At 44.9% G+C, this 13,826-nt stretch carries 12 protein-coding genes and 1 tRNA gene; 9 read left to right on the forward strand and 4 right to left on the reverse strand.

Annotated elements, in window-relative coordinates; all coding sequences use genetic code 11:
* Nucleotides 1-182 precede the first annotated feature (182 nt).
* Complete coding sequence (locus B853_RS04210) at nucleotides 183-1,382, forward strand: NupC/NupG family nucleoside CNT transporter (protein ID WP_038884819.1); 1,200 nt, start codon at nucleotides 183-185, stop codon at nucleotides 1,380-1,382.
* Between the two features lie 220 nt (nucleotides 1,383-1,602).
* Here the strand turns inward: B853_RS04210 and folD are convergent, their stop codons facing one another.
* Nucleotides 1,603-2,463, reverse strand: a complete 861-nt coding sequence (gene folD, locus B853_RS04215) for a bifunctional methylenetetrahydrofolate dehydrogenase/methenyltetrahydrofolate cyclohydrolase FolD (RefSeq protein WP_010446897.1) — start codon at nucleotides 2,461-2,463, stop codon at nucleotides 1,603-1,605.
* 204 nt (nucleotides 2,464-2,667) lie between these two features.
* On the opposite strand from folD, the gene B853_RS04220 reads away from it, so the two are divergent.
* From B853_RS04220 to B853_RS04235, 4 genes are all read left to right on the forward strand, one after another.
* Nucleotides 2,668-2,744: transfer RNA gene (locus B853_RS04220), tRNA-Arg, on the forward strand.
* Nucleotides 2,745-2,904: 160 nt separating this feature from the next.
* Nucleotides 2,905-4,596 carry a class I SAM-dependent methyltransferase gene (locus tag B853_RS04225; RefSeq protein ID WP_038884818.1) on the forward strand — a complete coding sequence of 564 codons (1,692 nt, stop codon included), beginning with the start codon at nucleotides 2,905-2,907 and terminating at the stop codon, nucleotides 4,594-4,596.
* Between the two features lie 6 nt (nucleotides 4,597-4,602).
* Nucleotides 4,603-5,019: a DUF5991 domain-containing protein gene (locus B853_RS04230; RefSeq protein WP_050568959.1), complete on the forward strand. Its 417-nt coding sequence runs from the start codon at nucleotides 4,603-4,605 to the stop codon at nucleotides 5,017-5,019.
* A 301-nt stretch (nucleotides 5,020-5,320) separates the two neighbouring features.
* Nucleotides 5,321-6,109, forward strand: coding sequence for a YeeE/YedE thiosulfate transporter family protein (locus B853_RS04235; RefSeq protein ID WP_211285367.1), 789 nt, complete (start codon nucleotides 5,321-5,323; stop codon nucleotides 6,107-6,109).
* Between the two features lie 157 nt (nucleotides 6,110-6,266).
* Here B853_RS04235 and B853_RS04240 read toward each other — a convergent pair whose 3' ends face one another.
* From B853_RS04240 to B853_RS04250, 3 genes are read right to left on the reverse strand one after another with little or no spacing between them, the layout of a single operon-like run.
* Nucleotides 6,267-6,563: a PAAR domain-containing protein gene (locus tag B853_RS04240; protein WP_010446907.1), complete on the reverse strand. Its 297-nt coding sequence runs from the start codon at nucleotides 6,561-6,563 to the stop codon at nucleotides 6,267-6,269.
* A 9-nt stretch (nucleotides 6,564-6,572) separates the two neighbouring features.
* On the reverse strand, nucleotides 6,573-7,136 hold the full coding sequence (locus B853_RS04245) for a DUF6931 family protein (RefSeq protein ID WP_038884814.1): 564 nt from the start codon (nucleotides 7,134-7,136) through the stop codon (nucleotides 6,573-6,575).
* A complete protein-coding gene (locus B853_RS04250) occupies nucleotides 7,136-9,127 on the reverse strand; it encodes a type VI secretion system Vgr family protein (protein ID WP_038884812.1) in 1,992 nt (663 codons plus the stop codon). Before B853_RS04250 ends, B853_RS04245 begins: the two co-directional genes overlap by 1 nt.
* 686 nt (nucleotides 9,128-9,813) lie before the next feature.
* On the opposite strand from B853_RS04250, the gene B853_RS04255 reads away from it, so the two are divergent.
* The 4 genes from B853_RS04255 to tssC all read left to right on the forward strand — a co-directional run bounded on the left by B853_RS04255 (nucleotide 9,814) and on the right by tssC (nucleotide 13,819).
* A complete protein-coding gene (locus B853_RS04255; protein WP_038886654.1) occupies nucleotides 9,814-11,205 on the forward strand; it encodes a type VI secretion system protein TssA in 1,392 nt (463 codons plus the stop codon).
* 26 nt (nucleotides 11,206-11,231) lie between these two features.
* A complete protein-coding gene (locus B853_RS04260) occupies nucleotides 11,232-11,762 on the forward strand; it encodes an Hcp family type VI secretion system effector (protein ID WP_008219014.1) in 531 nt (176 codons plus the stop codon).
* Between the two features lie 69 nt (nucleotides 11,763-11,831).
* On the forward strand, nucleotides 11,832-12,341 hold the full coding sequence (gene tssB / locus B853_RS04265; RefSeq protein ID WP_008219012.1) for a type VI secretion system contractile sheath small subunit: 510 nt from the start codon (nucleotides 11,832-11,834) through the stop codon (nucleotides 12,339-12,341).
* A complete protein-coding gene (gene tssC, locus B853_RS04270; RefSeq protein ID WP_008219010.1) occupies nucleotides 12,341-13,819 on the forward strand; it encodes a type VI secretion system contractile sheath large subunit in 1,479 nt (492 codons plus the stop codon). Before tssB ends, tssC begins: the two co-directional genes overlap by 1 nt.
* Nucleotides 13,820-13,826: the final 7 nt, after the last annotated feature.

The raw sequence follows: 13,826 nt of genomic DNA on the forward strand, positions 1-13,826 counted from the left end.
TTTCCAAATGGAAATAATATAAAGAGGCAAACGTTTAAGTTTAATTATTTCAATTGGTTACATTTGTGATTAAATAGTAATCAGGCTGACTTTTCACACTGTTAACATACCCAACTTGCAGCTTTTTCTTCTCGCTATAGAATCCGACGCCTTTCCTATCCCCCTTTTGTCGGAACCACTTTATGAACTCAATTATTGGTATCGTAGCCATTCTATTCGTAGCATGGCTGCTTTCTACAAACAGAAAAAATATCAAGCTCAGAACGGTATCTTTAGCGTTTGCTCTTCAAGTGCTGTTTGCATTGCTAGTGCTGTATGTTCCAGCAGGCAGAGAAGCGTTAAGTTCAGTAAGTGGCGTCGTCTCTAAACTGATCAACTATGGCCAAGAAGGTATCGCATTTCTTTTTGGTAATCTTGCTACTGGCGGATTCACGTTTGCGATTAATGTCCTTGGCATCATCGTCTTCTTCTCTTCATTAATCTCTGGTTTGTATCATCTTGGGGTAATGCCGAGAGTCATTAACTTCATTGGTGGTGGTATCCAAAAGCTATTGGGTATTGGCCGTGCGGAATCGCTTTCTGCAACCGCGAACATTTTTGTTGGCACGATTGAAGCTCCGTTAATGGTGAAGCCATACCTAAAGCACATGACGGATTCTCAATTCTTCGCGGTAATGACGGGTGGTTTGGCGTCTGTTGCTGGTGGTACCTTGGTTGGTTACGCTTCTTTAGGGGTGGATTTAAACTACTTGATAGCTGCGGCATTTATGTCTGCACCTGCTGGTCTTTTGATGGCGAAAATGCTGATGCCAGAAGATGAGGTAAAAGCACCAGATATCGATATCAGCCAAGTAGAGATCCCGCGTGCAACCAACGTGGTAGAAGCTTTGGCGGATGGTGCCATGGCGGGTGTCAGTATTGCTATCTCTGTTGGTGGTACTTTGCTGGCATTCATCAGTGTGATTGCACTGCTTAACGGTGTGCTAGGCTGGGTTGGTGATTGGTTTGGTGTTCAACTGAGTTTTGAACTAGTCCTTGGTTACGTGTTTGCTCCTGTTGCTTGGGTGCTTGGTATCCCTTGGAATGAGGCGATCACGGCAGGCTCATTAATCGGTAACAAAATCGTAGTGAATGAGTTTGTCGCGTTCATTCAATTGGCTGACGTGAAGTCTCAACTGAGTGCCCATTCACAAGCGATTGTGACTTTTGCTCTGTGTGGCTTTGCTAACATCTCAAGCATGGCAATGCTAATTGGTGGCCTAGGTTCACTTGTTCCTGAGAAGCGCGCTTTCGTATCTAAACACGGTTTCCGAGCAATTATTGCTGGTGTGATGGCTAACCTTATGAGTGCATCAATCGCTGGCGTGATTTTGAGTTTGTAACAGAACCCCTCCCTAACCCCCCCCTTAGAAAGGGGAGGGAACTCGGCCCGAGTGCGCTGATTGTGAAGCGTTAATCGACAGTTAATACAATTTCTGTGGCGATTGCATTAGTTGAATCGATCTCTTTCCGGTCCTCCCCATTTTCAAGGGGGAGTTAGAGGGGGTTGCTGCTCCAAACAAAAAGGGCTCCTTGCGGAGCCCTTTCAGTATCGGTAATTCTTTATTTCTTCGTATGGAACTGCTCGCAAGCCAGCATCGTGTTCTCAATTAGGCTTGCTACCGTCATCGGGCCAACACCGCCCGGTACTGGTGTAATGAAGCTCGCGTTCTCCCGTGCTTTATCGTATTCCACGTCACCCACTAGTTTGCCAGATTCAAGACGGTTGATACCCACATCGACCACAACCGCACCTTTCTTAATCCACTCACCAGGAATGAAGTTTGGTTTACCAACTGCAACCACAACTAGGTCAGCTTGGCGGACATGGCCTTCTAGGTCTTTTGTGAAGCGGTGACAAGTCGTTGTTGTACAGCCAGCAAGAAGCAGCTCAAGCGTCATTGGGCGGCCAACGATGTTCGATGCGCCAACCACAACCGCGTGCTTACCACGTAGCTCAATGTTGTAACGGTCAAGAAGAGTGATGATGCCTTTTGGTGTACAAGAGCGAAGCTTAGGAATGCGCTGCGCTAGACGGCCCACATTGTAAGGGTGGAAACCATCTACGTCTTTTTCTGGGTGAATACGCTCAAGAACGTGTGTTGCATCGATGCCAGCAGGAAGTGGCAACTGAACAAGAATACCGTCGATTTCTGCATCGTTGTTCAACTCATCAATCAGAGCCAACAACTCTTCTTCTGAAGAGGTTGCAGGAAGGTCAAAAGACTTAGATACAAAGCCAACTTCTTCACACGCACGGCGCTTACTGCCAACGTATACCTGAGATGCTGGGTCTTCGCCAACTAAAACCACTGCCAATCCTGGCGCACGTAGTCCTGCTTCTTTGCGAGCTTTCACTCGAGCCGCAACTTCCGAACGAACAGTTTGGGAGATAAGGGTTCCATCAATATTTTGAGCAGTCATGACTTTCCTTAATAAATTGAGAAGGCAAATTAATCGCTGCGCATTGTCGCAGAAAAACTGTGAGACATCCATACGCAAACGTTTGCTCTGTGGTGTTTTTGAACATTTCTCATTTTAATGCCCTTTTTTTAGGCACTCAGATCAGAATGTTATGAAAACCCGTTGATTTAAGCGTTTGAACTCGTATAATCCTGTCCCTGTAGCGCGCCCTTAGCTCAGCTGGATAGAGCACGTCCCTTCTAAGGATGTGGTCATAGGTTCGAATCCTATAGGGCGTGCCATTTATTTAGAAACCCCGATAGCTCCTCGAGTTATCGGGGTTTTGTCGTTTTGGACTTCAGAATTTCTAATGCAACGTCTCCTACAACTTCTGCACTACCTGCTAGTCTTTGCAATCAATAGCACTTACTATGTGTTCACTTCAATTGCAGCCTTATCTTTATGTCCTCAACTTCTAATTTCTATAACCAAAATGCGAGCTCATTAGCGGAGCAATACAACTCGACGACGTTTGAGAACGTTCATGCGAGCTGGCAGGCTTTTTGGCCTCATGCTGGCGATCGGGTATTGGATGTGGGAGCGGGGTCTGGGCGAGATGCAAAATGGATGATGGAACAAGGCTGTGAGGTAATTGCTCTTGAGCCTGCTGTATCTCTACTAGAGCTTGGTAAAGTTAAGACGGGTGATTTGGTTACTTGGCTTGATGATGCCTTGCCTGCACTTGAGAAAACTACCAATTTAGGGCTTCGTTTTGATCTGATATTAGTGAGTGCGGTTTGGATGCATCTTGCTACTTCTCATCGTGAGCGTGCTTTCCGTAAGCTCTCTAATCTGCTTGCGCCTAATGGTCGATTGGTCATAAGTCTTCGCTATGGAGAGTTCACTGATGGTCGCACTGCTTATCCTGTCTCCGTTCAAGAGTTAGAACAGCTGGCAAAGAACAGTGCGCTTATGGTTAGGCATGTTTCTGAAAGCGACGATCAGCTTAAGCGTGATGATGTTCATTGGCAGACAGTTGTCATGTCACTTCCCGATGATGGCTCCGGTGATCTCAACAAGGTTCGCCATATCATCGTAAACGACTCTAAATCGGCTACTTATAAACTGGCATTGCTACGAACCTTACTACGAATTGCAGATGCACATTCTGGAGCCGTTATTGATCGTACAGACGGGAAAGTCGCGATCCCTCTTGGTTTAGTTGGCCTGTATTGGATTCGTCAGTTCAAACGCCTCATCGATAAAGAAAACATCCAACAGAATTCTAATGCATCAAAGGGCCTCGGATTCATCAAGCCTGATGGTTGGGACAAGCTATCTCATTTAAGCCCGGATGATTTAGCAATTGGTACCATGTTTGTTGGTGATGATGCGGCTGCTTTAGATAAAGCGATTAAAGACAGTTTGAAAACCATCAAAGATGGCCCAGTTACCTACACATACCAAGGTGACAAATCGAATCCATATTTTGAAATGGTACGTTCATCGAAAAAGCATAAAGGTACTATTGTTGTTGATGGTGCATTCCTTGAAAGCTATGGCCAATTTATTCTGGATGAGAGCTTGTGGGACTGCTTTAGGCTTTATCATTCGTGGATTGAGCCGCTGGTGGTCAATCAATGGATTCTTGAGATGCAGCGGTTTAGCTCAAACCAACAACGAGCAATTGCCCTGCAAACATACCACGACTGTTTGGTTTGGATTGATAAAGATCACGACACTCGCGCGGTACGTAAGCGGGTAGAGCAGTTGCGTTCGAATCACTCAGAGATCATCAGTGTTTGGAGTGGGAGAAAGCTTCGCAACGAGTACCATGTTGACCATTGCTTGCCGTTCGCCTACTGGCCGAACAACGATAAATGGAATCTGTTGCCAACATCTAAAACTGAAAACCTCAACAAGCGCGATCGGCTGCCAGCGGTCTATCGGTTGAATGCGTCGAAACAACGTATTTTGGATTGGTGGGAGTTGGCGTGGGGAGAGTCAGAGGCACTGAGCCAGTCATTCTTTACAGAAGCAGCGCTGTCTTTACCCAATGTGCCTGCTTCCTGCCAAGACTTTGAGCATGTATTTGAGGCAATGGGATTACAGATTCGCGGTGTGAAAAGTCGCCTTTGTATTGCAGAGTGGTAACTGAGTATGAACGGATTATTAAGCACGCTTTTATTGAGTTTTACTGCATCGGCTTCGTTACCACCTTCTTGGGATGGCAATTACCGATGTGAGTTAAACTTAGGGGAGAATGCAGCAGGTCAGAGTACATGGGCGGAATACGAACTGAGCATTTCGAAAGATTCCTGTTCTCTTGATGCAAAAGGTTTTCAGTTGGATGAGTCGATTGTGTGTTCGACGAAAGCTCAAGGCGATCGTTTGGATGTGCGGTTTAAATCCTACTACAATGGTGATCTAAGTAACCTTTATGATGTTCAAGTTTACAGAGTTAAGGAGACACTATTCTCGTTGGAGAAGGAGCACAAAGGGCTCTTAACACATTGGCTGTCGTATTGGCCTGGAGAGCCCGTACCGAAGTCCACATCGTGTTTTGAAAAGAAGTAACACTTTCAGCATCCTCAGATCATTCTCTTATCTTGGCGTTCAAACGCTCAAGCCATCAACTCGTCAGCTATGACGCTATGTTCCCCCCCCTCTAAACGCGTTGATTTACAAAACCCTGTCTATAGTTTTAATAATGTAATCGTCAATTATTCTCCAACACGCCTCTAAAAAATGACTCAATAAGGAGGGCGTTATGTTGTTTTTCCTCTCTTTAATTTGTATTGCGATCTTAGGCTATTTAGCTCAAACCACAGGGTTATGTATGGTGAGAGGGGTTAAAGAAGCTTCATCTGGTAAGCCGATGTTTCTACTGGCTATCACACTGAGCGGTACTTTATGTTGGATGGCAGTAGGCTTTGCTTATTTTTTTGATGAAGGTCGTCACTTTACGGCATTTCAACCTACGCTTTACTCTGCCCTTGGTGGTTTCTTATTTGGTCTTGGGGCGGCATTCAATAGTGGATGTGGCGTTTCAACAGTAAGTCGCCTTGCTCGTGGCGAGTTGGTAATGGCCTCAACGATACTTGGATGGTTTATCGCTTGGGTGTTCTTTTCTAGTCTGCTTCCGTCTAATGTGATTGGCCGAGAGATCACTCTTCCTCATTTGTATCGATATACCGCTTTAATTGGTTTATCTATTTTGTTGGTTGTGTTCGTTTGGAGACTAAATCGAGAAGACAAAGTGTTGTGGGCATCGATGCTTGGAATTGGTGTGATGGCAGGATTGGTGTTTGTTTATGAGCCTCACTGGACACCGAGTGGGCTGCTTAAAGACATGAGTCTTTCTATTTGGCATCAAAATGAGATGAAGTGGCCTCAGTTTGAACGTTTTGCGTTAATGGCGGCATTAATCGGGGGCATGGTGATAGCGGCAATCGCTAAAAAATCTTTTGAATTTAGGCCTTCTGCAATTAAACACCACATGCGTCATTTGGCTGCAGGGATCTTGATGGGATTAGGTGCGGTGATGGCTGGTGGCGGTAATGATTCACAACTGTTGGTTGCATTACCAGCACTTTCTCCCGCCGGAATTGTTGCGGTATTGAGCATTATTGCCGGAATCTTTGTTGGGGTTAGAGCGGGAAGATGAATGGTACTCAAAAGAGGTGACGACAAGTACATACACAGGTTTTTACTTAGTTGTGACTAGAGATGATGTTCAGATGCGACAAAGCCTCCACCAAACGATGATAACGGACCAACTTATTTGGCGGCTAATGTTAGTTAATCACCAAGTAAAGTTGGTGTTATCCACCAATCAACACGGTTGGCATCCCCATCACTATGGTTCCGCCATGGGCAGTGAGATCGCCCATGCGCGCTGCGGGCTTATTGTTAATCAGTACGGTTGCACTTCCTTTAACTACGCTATCTGGAGGGCCAACACAAACACATATCTGCCCTAGAGTGGCGGCTGGTAGGTTGCCGATCAATACTGTTGTTGGTAGAGGGAGCAATGGCCCGCCTACGTGAGGGATTGGCACCACTGCTGGTGTTTGCATCGGACACATGTGCATGTCTGTTGCTCTGGCTGCTGGTAGCATGTGTATTCCCTATTGTTGACCGTTACCGCCAGAGGCGATGTTTAGCCCCATTTCTACAAACTGTTGATAGCGTTCTTTCGCCTCTTCACCGTCAGGTAAAACGGCTGAAAGGTTAATGCTTCCTGCGACCGCTTGCGCGTACAAGTATGGGGGAGGGGGAACGGCAGGATCCTCTGGCTTAATCATACTGCCACCACTCCAAAAAGCCGCTTGAGCTGCCCAGCCTGCACCGGTTTCTAATCCCGCTTTATCTGCCATTTGTTCTGCAAATCGGCGGCTCGTTTCATCAGGTGTATAAACCCAAGCCTTTGCTGCGCGAATGGCATTGGCTTCGTCTTCTTTCCAGTGATGCAGAGATGAGGCGCAGGTTACGCTCCACCAAATAGATTCACGAACTGGGAGAGCATGTGCAAGAAAAGTCACTGCATCGGCAAACAGCTCTTGCTCCATCGCCACAGAAATCAAATCGATAGGCGTAGTGTTCGCGTCTGCTAACTCTGCGAATGCGGCGTTTGGCTCGTAGACACTTAATATGTCTTGCGCGGATTGGTGAGGAACCTTTATCAACATCATCAATTTACCTTTGTAATTGCGCCTTGAATTTGCACCATGGCCCCGGCTTTTATTTGTGTCATGGCACTGCCGTTAACCGACACTAACGCTGCTTTTACATCGGCCTTACCTTGGCCTTCAATATTTATCATTGCGGCTTTCATCTCTGCTTTTGCTTTGCCTGAAACAGAGACTTGAGGAGCGTCGATCTTAATACCACTAGCGCTGATCTCGATTTTACTCGCGCCCACTTTGAGTTCGATCTTCGATTTACCGCAGATCGATACTTGGTTGCCATCAACGCTGACTGTCGATTTAGCCTCAATATTGATGTTGGAAGCGGCACTGAGGTTTAGATCTTTATCACTGTCACCCGTCCAGTTGTCTTTACTTTTGGCGGTAAGCGTTTTTTCACTTTCGACTTTTATGTCTTCTTTAACGTTTAGGGTGGCACTCTTCTCAACTTGAGTCTTTTTCATGCCTTTAATCGTTGACTGGCTGTCGTTATTTACGTCCAGCAGCCAATCTTTTTCAGCATGTAAGTAGACTTGTTCTTTGTCTTTTTGATCTTCAAAACGCAGTTCGTTTCCTTGCTTGCTGCTGCCCTTAGGCGTTGAACGAGTTTTGATGCCGTTTTGAGTATCCGAGCTATAAGGCGCTGCGCTGTTGTTGTTGTATAAAGAGCCGGTCACGATAGGGCGATTGGGATCACCATCAATGTACTGAACGATCACTTCATCACCAATGCGTGGTGTGAACTGAGAACCGAATCCCTTACTGGCGAACCCTTGCGATACTGGCAACCAACATGAACTGTTTTCGTCATTTTTGCCGCCTCTATCCCAGTGAAATTGCACTTTTACTCGTCCCAATTTATCTCGGTAAATCTCTTCTCCCTTAGGCCCGGTCACGGTTGCGGTATGTAAGCTATGGACTCGCGGTTTATCTAGTATTTCTGGACGAAAAACCAGTGACGAAGGGATGCAAGAAAACTGATTTTGATAAGCGACGTCGTTGTTCGATTCTTCTCTGGATATGCGGTGTGATAGATGAGTGACGATGTACTCTTGGTTCATCGAACCGAGAGGATGGTTCGTGAGTTCAAATTTATAGCCACAAGCAAGCGTCGCTAAATTCGATGATGAGTGAGAGGCTGACTTCTTAAGATCTAACGCTTCCATATGCATCTTTGCAGCGTCACGGACTTCATTTTTATTCTCGTGACCAAATGCAAAGAGTTCTTGCGTCAATGAAGTTGACGCGTAACTTTCGGTGCTTTTTCGGGTGCCGCTATCAAAGAATTCAGCCAGATCTTGAGTATGATCGGCGACAGATACCTTTCCGCTGCCAACATGATGGGATTGGCTCCACGTTGTTAGTACGTGCTGCTGATTGTTGCCACCTATTTGATAGCTTAACTTTGGATCAGATATTTTCTCAAACCGTTGATTCGAATCGCCAATGCAGATTGTCGACTTATTAGATTGGTGGCGTACGTGGTAGTGCCAACCTTCGCTTGCTAACAAGCGCTGTATAAAAGCTTGGTCGGTTTCATCAAGTTGAACACAATACTCATGCTTTTTCCCGTTTCCGGAAAGGGAAAAGTGAAAATAGCTTTTGAGATCAGCTTGTTCTAGCAGCTTTTCAATGATCTGTTTCGTCGTCATGTTTTGAAAAATCTGACGACTGCGTTTGTATTGCAGCAAGCTAAGCGGATCCAATATCTCTACTTGATAATAAAACTGGTGCTTGTCTTTGCTATATCCAGTGAATTGCAGAGTGCTACATATGCCTGAAAAAAAGCGCTTTCCAGAATCAAACTCATAAGACACACAAACGGCTTTGCCTAGGTTTTTGGTATCGATCTCCATGTTGGCTGCGATGGAAACGGAAAACTGACAACCGCCGGATACGCTTTCTTCCCCAATTAATTGGGTGACGATATAACTTTTGTTATCTGAAAGCTTAATGGTGAGGGAGCGGGTTTGGTGCTTTAATTCGTTACTGCTCATATTCACTTAATTCACTATTAAATAAACAGTTCTAAAAGGCTGTTTATTGGATGAACATTCGAAATTATTACATAATAATTGATATTATTATTACTTGATGTATTGGTATCAACTTTCATGCTCTGTACATTTAATCTATTTCGAGTTAGAGCTTAATTCAAGGTAATTTGTTTATTTAATTATTATCTGAATAAGATGTAATCGATTACTTTGCGGTTATTTTTAATCTCAAATTTGTTTCATTTTTAAGACGCTGCGCTTGGGCGTTCAGGTTTTTATGATGGTTATATCTCTGAGGGGATATTTAAGACATTGTTAATATATAAACCCTTATTGTGCTTTATTTATTTTAATTTAAATTAAATCAGTAACTTATCGAATTTTATTTCTTTTTGTAGTGTTATTTTTAAGAGGTTGGATGACCTAAAAATCACCTAAATATGGCGTGAATAGGTCTTTCTATAATTCATCTCAAAGATATACTCTTGGCAATTAATAAATGTGTCACTTCGTATGAAACAATATTAGTAAAATGTTATTTTTGCTGCGCAAATAAGAATTTGGCAGGTTGAACTAACTCAATACCTCTACCGTTTTTCCTTATCTAAAAATACAGAAAATAGCGATTGAACTTAATTAGCACTTAAGCGAATAGTCGGCTGATTAACCTAATAGAGCAGGAACCTATGCCTTTTTCAAAGCATCAAATTGAGCAACTTTCTACACCTCTGAGTGATGATTCTATCTGTGGCGTTTACCTTAAACTGGATAAAGGTGCTTTTCGCCCATTACGTAATGAATTCAATGTCGCGCAAACAGCGCTGCGTAAGCTAAGTCAAAACCCCAGTGCTGACGAGAAAGACGCGTTACAAGAGGCATGTCTAAATAGCTGGAAGACTCTTTCAGACAGCTTGTTCGAACAGTTTTCAAATACAACCAGAGATATCGAGCTCATCTCATGGTTTGTTGCCGCTCAATTCCTTCTCGATACCACGTTAGAAAGTGCTGCGAATAGCCTTGAGTGGTTAGCCGATTTAAGTGAGAAGTACTGGGATCACCTCAACCCTGTACTGCCAGTTGAAAAGCTCAAATCTGATGATGATAAGGGCAAAGAGAGAGAGCAAGCTGATGCGAAAGTTAAAGCATTTTTCCAATTAGTTGGTGATAGCGAGGAAAGCTCGATTCTCTATGCACCGATGCTGCAACTGCCCTTAGTTGGGGACGTAACGTTTTTTGATTTTCAAAGTGCAGAGAGAAAAGGCGAAATCAGCCAACTGAAATCTTCGCTTACCACTACGGTGGCGCAAGAGCGTTCCGCGATTCAATTCAAGATGGAAAATGCCAAACGTTGTATCTCCCAGTTGGAGCGTTTGTCTGCGTTAGTGAGCACTCATTGTCAGTCTGTAGGCAGTCAAACTACCAACTTTGGATTTGCGAAGTCACTGCTTACCCGTGTTGAAAACGCTTTGGTTCATTTAAGCGGAATTAAGTTGGCCCCGAAAGCGGAGGCCAAGGCAGTAGAGCAAGAGGTTGCCGAAAGTTCAGTTTCTGAAGGTGATCAGCCAAACCATATGGATGCAAAACAGATAGAGCCAATACCTATGCCATCGGAGCAGGCTCAGACCGTAAGCCAACACTTACACGCAGGAAATCTCTCTGAACTGGGTAACTTAAACAACATGAACCGAGACTTAGCTTTCCATTTGCTGAGAGAAGTCTCTGATTATTTTCGCCAGAGCGAACCGCATAGCCCAATTTCATTCTTGTTAGAAAAAGCGATTCGATGGGGATATTTATCCTTACCTGAGTTGCTGCAAGAAATGATGTCGGAACAAAACGGTGACGCTCTTAGTACGATTTTTAATGCCGCCGGATTGAATCATCTCGATCAGGTTTTGCTGCCGGAGGTGAGTACTCCAACGGTGGACATTGAAAGCCCCCAGACACCTCAAGCGACGCCTCCCGTTTCGGAGCCGCCAAGTGTCGAAGAGCATGTATCTCAGACTTCCCCTGTAGATACCCAATCTAAGCAAGATGAAAAACCACAATCATCCGCTACGTCGGCTCTGAGTTGGTAATTGTGTTTAAAAAATAAGGAAAAATCATGGCAAGTATTTACATGCGTGTAAGCGGTCTTCAAGTTGAGGGCGCAGCGACTATCGGTCAGCTAGAAACGGCTGAAGGTAAAAATGACGGTTGGTTTGCAATCAACTCTTACTCTTGGGGTGGCGTTCGTAACGTTGCTATGGACATCGGTAACGGCACCAATGCGGATTCAGGCATGGTTGGCGTAAGCGAAGTTAGCGTAACTAAAGAAGTCGATGGTGCTTCTGAAGATCTACTGTCTTACCTATTCAACCCAGGTAAAGAAGGTAAAACAGTTGAGATTGCATTTACTAAGCCTTCTAACGATGGCCAAGGTGCAGACGTTTACTTCCAAGTTAAGCTAGAAAAAGCACGTCTAGTTTCTTACAACGTGAGCGGCACTGACGGTTCTCAACCGTACGAAAGCCTATCTCTTTCTTACACTTCTATTTCTCAGAAACATCACTACGAGAAAGAAGGTGGTGAACTACAAAGCGGTGGTGTTGTGACTTACGACCTACCGACCGGAAAAATGACTTCTGGTAAGTAATTCTTTCATTAGACATGCCACGTTAAGTGGCATGTCTATTTCATGAATATCTCATTTTAGGACACCGTTATGGCATTGAACTCACAACATAAGCGCGTTAGTAAGAACCGTGTCAGCATCACTTATGACGTTGAAACGAACGGCGCTGTCGAGACGAAAGAGCTGCCGTTTGTTGTTGGCGTAATTGGCGACTTTTCAGGCCACAAACCAGAATCAGAAAAAGTTGATTTAGAAGAGCGAGAGTTCACGGGTATCGATAAAGACAACTTCGATACAGTGATGGGTCAAATTCACCCGCGTCTTTCGTACAAGGTTGATAACAAGCTAGCTAATGATGATAGCCAGTTTGAAGTGAACTTAAGCTTCCGTTCGATGAAAGATTTCCACCCAGAGAACTTAGTTGATCAAATTGAGCCGCTTAAGCAGTTGGTTGAAACACGTAACCAGCTAAAAGTACTGCTAAGCAAAGCCGATCGTTCGAGAGATCTTGAGCGTCTGCTGAAAGAAGTTCTGCAAAGCGCAGATGCCATCAACGGTTTAGCTCAAGAACTAGGTTTGAGCAAAGAGGGAGCGGAATAATGTCTGTAGAACAACAAGCAGTACAAGGTGCTACTGAAGCAGAAGCAACGCAGAGCTTTCTTGACCGAGCGATCAACGCAACAGCACAAACACCAGTAGATACGACAAAAGAGCTATTGAGCATCATGGCTTCTCAAGCGCTGGAAGGTACAGTGACTTGGGATAAGAACCTAACGTTGACGATTGAAAAAGCAATCAGCGCGCTAGACAGCAAAATCTCTGAGCAGCTGTCAACGGTGATGCAAAACGGTGAGTTCCAAAAAATGGAAGGCTCATGGTTAGGTTTGCAAAAGCTTGTGAAAAACAGCGAGCTAGGCCCAGATCTGAAAATCAAACTGGCGGATTACACCAAAGACGAATTGCTAGAGCAGTTTGAAGATGCACCAGCGATCGATCGCAGCCGTTTCTTCAATATGGTTTATCAAGAAGAATTTGGTACAGCTGGTGGTCAGCCATACGGTGCACTGCTAGGTGACTACGAGTTTGGTTACGGTGATGAAGACGTTGCTCTGCTACGTTACATGGGTGAAGTTGCTTCTGCATCTCACGCACCTTTCGTTGCTGCCGCGAATGCAAGTATGTTCGACTTCAATGCATTTAGTAGCTTTTCTGAAGGCAAGCCAGTTGCAGCAGGCTTCGATTCGCCAGCATACGCAAGCTGGAATGCATTCCGTGAAAGCGATGATTCACGCTACGTTGCTCTGACTCTACCGAAAACGATGGCTCGCCTTCCTTATGGTGCAGAAACGGTTCCAGTTAAATCATTTGCATTTGAAGAGCTTCAAACTCGCGACAACGGTCAGCAAGTTGTGTCTTCAGACGGCGATTTTGTATGGAGCAATGCGGCGTATGAGTTTGGTCTTCTGATGACTCAAGCTTACACCAAGTACGGTTGGTGTACGGCGATCCGCGGTACTGAGAACGGCGGTAAGGTTGAGAACCTGCCAAACTTCACTCACTACTCTGATGCCGGTGACTTGCTACAGCAATGTCCGACAGAAGTTAACCTAACGGATGAGCGTGAGAAGGAGCTGAGTGATCTTGGCTTCTTGCCACTGGTTCACTACAAAAATACCAACTACGCGGTGTTTATGGGTGCTCAGACTGCGCATAAACCAAAAACGTACACAGACCCAGATGCAACGGCAAACGCGGCAATTTCAGCACGTCTTCCATACACAATGGCAAGCAGTCGAATCGCACAGTACCTAAAAGTAATGGGCCGTGATCGTATTGGTTCAAACCTAGATCCAAACGACGTTGAGAAAGAGTTGAACTCTTGGATCAACCAATACGTTAACCCAAATGCGATTGGTAACGATGCGAAAGCAACACATCCATTGGTTGAAGCGAAAGTGACAGTAGAAGAGCAAGCTGGACGCCCAGGTGCTTACTCTGCAGTGGCTTACCTACGCCCTTGGCTGCAAATGGAAGAGCTAACCACTTCACTACGAATGGTTGCGAACATTCCTGGCTAATTCTATT

The sequence above is a fragment of the Vibrio rotiferianus CAIM 577 = LMG 21460 genome (genome assembly GCF_002741985.1).
GTDB classification, from domain to species: domain Bacteria; phylum Pseudomonadota; class Gammaproteobacteria; order Enterobacterales; family Vibrionaceae; genus Vibrio; species Vibrio rotiferianus.

Bases quoted from the DNA above. Each gene is read 5' to 3' on its own strand.
- B853_RS04210 (WP_038884819.1), top strand. From the start codon at position 183: ATGAACTCAATTATTGGTATCGTAGCCATTCTATTCGTAGCATGGCTG.
- folD (WP_010446897.1), bottom strand. From the start codon at position 2,463: ATGACTGCTCAAAATATTGATGGAACCCTTATCTCCCAAACTGTTCGT.
- B853_RS04225 (WP_038884818.1), top strand. From the start codon at position 2,905: ATGTCCTCAACTTCTAATTTCTATAACCAAAATGCGAGCTCATTAGCG.
- B853_RS04230 (WP_050568959.1), top strand. From the start codon at position 4,603: ATGAACGGATTATTAAGCACGCTTTTATTGAGTTTTACTGCATCGGCT.
- B853_RS04235 (WP_211285367.1), top strand. From the start codon at position 5,321: ATGTTTCTACTGGCTATCACACTGAGCGGTACTTTATGTTGGATGGCA.
- B853_RS04240 (WP_010446907.1), bottom strand. From the start codon at position 6,563: ATGCTACCAGCAGCCAGAGCAACAGACATGCACATGTGTCCGATGCAA.
- B853_RS04245 (WP_038884814.1), bottom strand. From the start codon at position 7,136: ATGATGTTGATAAAGGTTCCTCACCAATCCGCGCAAGACATATTAAGT.
- B853_RS04250 (WP_038884812.1), bottom strand. From the start codon at position 9,127: ATGAGCAGTAACGAATTAAAGCACCAAACCCGCTCCCTCACCATTAAG.
- B853_RS04255 (WP_038886654.1), top strand. From the start codon at position 9,814: ATGCCTTTTTCAAAGCATCAAATTGAGCAACTTTCTACACCTCTGAGT.
- B853_RS04260 (WP_008219014.1), top strand. From the start codon at position 11,232: ATGGCAAGTATTTACATGCGTGTAAGCGGTCTTCAAGTTGAGGGCGCA.
- tssB (WP_008219012.1), top strand. From the start codon at position 11,832: ATGGCATTGAACTCACAACATAAGCGCGTTAGTAAGAACCGTGTCAGC.
- tssC (WP_008219010.1), top strand. From the start codon at position 12,341: ATGTCTGTAGAACAACAAGCAGTACAAGGTGCTACTGAAGCAGAAGCA.